This is a genomic window from Collinsella sp. AF15-51, from assembly GCF_003462845.1.
GTDB lineage: Bacteria > Actinomycetota > Coriobacteriia > Coriobacteriales > Coriobacteriaceae > Collinsella.
Map to the genome: position 1 here is coordinate 1 of NZ_QRYG01000035.1, position 2,918 is coordinate 2,918.

General features: G+C 64.4%; 1 rRNA gene. It reads right to left on the reverse strand.

What is annotated here, in order from left to right:
• Positions 1–23 precede the first annotated feature (23 nt).
• A 23S ribosomal RNA gene (locus DWW51_RS10075) occupies positions 24–2,918 on the reverse strand; the annotation flags it as partial.

The following is a 2,918-nucleotide window of genomic DNA, read 5'->3' on the forward strand; positions in this document are numbered from 1 at the left end:
GTCCCGCGGGCCGCGAGGTGCGGTTCCGGAAGAGCTCGGGCGATTAGTGCGGCTCGGCTGAGGACGTCGCCGCCCTTGCACCTGCCGTCTATCGACCAGGTAGTCTACCTGGGCCCTTACCGGAAGGAGAACTAATCCCTGGAACGGCTTCCCGCTTAGATGCCTTCAGCGGTTATCCGCGCCGCACGCGGCTACCCGGCCGTGCCGTTGGTCGACAACCGGTTCACCGGAGGTGCGTCCACCCCGGTCCTCTCGTACTGGGGGCAGCCTCCATCGATTCTCCTGCGCCCACGGAGGATAGGGACCGAACTGTCTCACGACGTTCTGAACCCAGCTCGCGTACCGCTTTAAACGGCGAACAGCCGTACCCTTGGGACCTGCTCCAGCCCCAGGATGCGATGAGCCGACATCGAGGTGCCAAACCTTGCCGTCGATGTGGACTCTTGGGCAAGATCAGCCTGTTATCCCCGGAGTACCTTTTATCCGTTGAGCGACGGCCCACCCACTCGGGGCCGCCGGATCACTAGAGCCTGCTTTCGCACCTGCTCGGCTTGTGGGCCTCGCAGTCAAGCCCGCTTGTACTCTTGCATTCAAAAGGACGGTTGCCGACCGTCCCGAGCGGACCTTCGCGCGCCTCCGTTACCCTTTAGGAGGCGACCGCCCCAGTCAAACTGCCCGCCTGGCACGGTCCCCGAGCCGGTTGACGGCCTCGGGTTAGGACGCCGGTCGCGCGAGGGCAGTATTCCAAGGGCGGCTCCCCGGGGGCTGGCGCCTCCGGATCTGTGCCTCCTGCCTATCCTCTACACGCGGGACCAGCGGCCAATGCCAAGCTGCAGTGAAGGTTCACGGGGTCTTTCCGTCCTTCCGCGGGTAAGTCGCATCTTCACGACCAGTGCAATTTCACCGGGTCCATGGTCGAGACAGCGCCCAAGTCGTTGCGCCTTTCGTGCAGGTCGGAACTTACCCGACAAGGAATTTCGCTACCTTAGGACCGTTATAGTTACGGCCGCCGTTTACCGGGGCTTGGCTTCGGGGCTTCGCCTTGCGGCTAACTCCTCCGCGTGACCTTCCGGCACCGGGCAGGCGTCAGACCCTATACGTCGCCTTGCGGCTTCTGCAGAGTCCTGTGTTTTTGGTAAACAGTCGCTTGGGCCTCTCCACTGCGGCCCGCCTCCGCTCCCGGAGCAAGTCCGTTCACGTACGCGCGGGCACCCCTTCTCCCGAAGTTACGGGGCCATTGTGCCGAGTTCCTTGACCATGGTTGACCCGATCGCCTCGGTATGTTCTACCCACCCACCTGTGTCGGTTTGCGGTACGGGCGCGCACGCGCCTGCCTAGGGGTTTTTCTAGGGACCTCGGGCTCACTCGCTTCGCTCAGATGCTTCGTCCGGAGCCTCGCCCTCGTGCGGACCGGATTTCCCTGGTCCGCGGGCCGCGCTCCATCACGGGGACGTCCAGAACCCCGCCGAGCCACCCCCATCCGTCGCCCCGTCGGTCGTAGCGCCGCGTGCGCGGTGCAGGAATGTCTGCCTGCTGCGCGTCGGCTACGCCTCCCGGCCTCGCCTTAGCCCCCGACTGACCCTGGGAGGATTAGCCTTGCCCAGGAAACCTCGGGTTCACGGCGGACGAGTTACTCTCTCGTCTCTCGCTACTCATGCCAGCATTCTCACTCCCATGCGCTCCACCGCCGGTCGCCCGGCGGCTTCACCGCCCATGGGAAGCTCCCCTACCGATTCTATATAGATAAAATCCCGCCGCTTCGGTGTCCAGCTTAGCCCCGTGTATTGTCGGCGCATGTCCACTCGACCAGTGAGCTGTTACGCACTCTTTGAATGCATGGCTGCTTCTAAGCCAACATCCTGGTTGTCTGGGCGGACGCACATCCTTTGCCACTCGGCTGGAACTTGGGGACCTTAGCGGGCGGTCCGGGCTGTTTCCCTCTCGAGCACACAGCTTAGCCCACATGCTCTGACTGCCGCGCTCTGGGCCGCCGGCATTCGGAGTTCGGTTGGATTCGGTAGGCGGCGAAGCCCCCTCGTCCATCCGGTGCTCTACCTCCGGCGGTGAACGCGCGACGCTAGCCCTAAAGCTATTTCGGGGAGAACGAGATATCTCCGGGTTTGATTGGCCTTTCACCCCTATCCGCAGGTCATCGCCGCCGTTTTCAACCGACGTGCGTTCGGCCCTCCACGGGGTCTTACCCCCGCTTCAGCCTGCCCACGGATAGCTCACCCGGCTTCGCGTCCGCGGCGCGGGACTCAAGTCGCCCTGTTAAGGCTCGCTTTCGCTCCGGCTCCCTTTCGGTTAACCTCGCCCCGCGCCAGCGACTCGCTGGCTCATTCTACAAAAGGCACGCCGTCACACCCCGAAGGGTGCTCCGACTGCTCGTGGGCGCACGGTTTCAGGTACTGTTTCACTCCCCTCCCGGGGTGCTTTTCACCTTTCCCTCACGGTACTGGTGCGCTATCGGTCACAGGGTAGTACTCAGGCTTGGATGGTGGTCCACCCAGGTTCGGACCGGGTTTCACGTGCCCGGCCCTACTCAGGGACCGCGTCGCGCCGTCCGGTCTGGGTTCGCGTACGGGGCTGTCACCCGCTGCGGCCGGCCCTCCCATGCCGTTCCGCTCCCCAGCCGGACCTGCGCCCGGGGGCGGCAGCCCCCGGATGCGCGGCCCTGCAACCCCGTCGGCGGAACCCCTGCCGGGTATGCCCGCTCGACGGTTTGGCCATCGGTCCCCTTTCGCTCGCCGCTACTCGGGGAGTCTCGAGATTGATTTCCTCTCCTCCGGGTACTTAGATGTTTCAGTTCCCCGGGTTGTCCTCCCGGCCCCTATGTGTTCAGGATCGGGATATCCGTACTGCTACGGATGGGTTCGCCCATTCGGAGACCCCCGGGTCGAAGGATGTGTGCTCCTCGC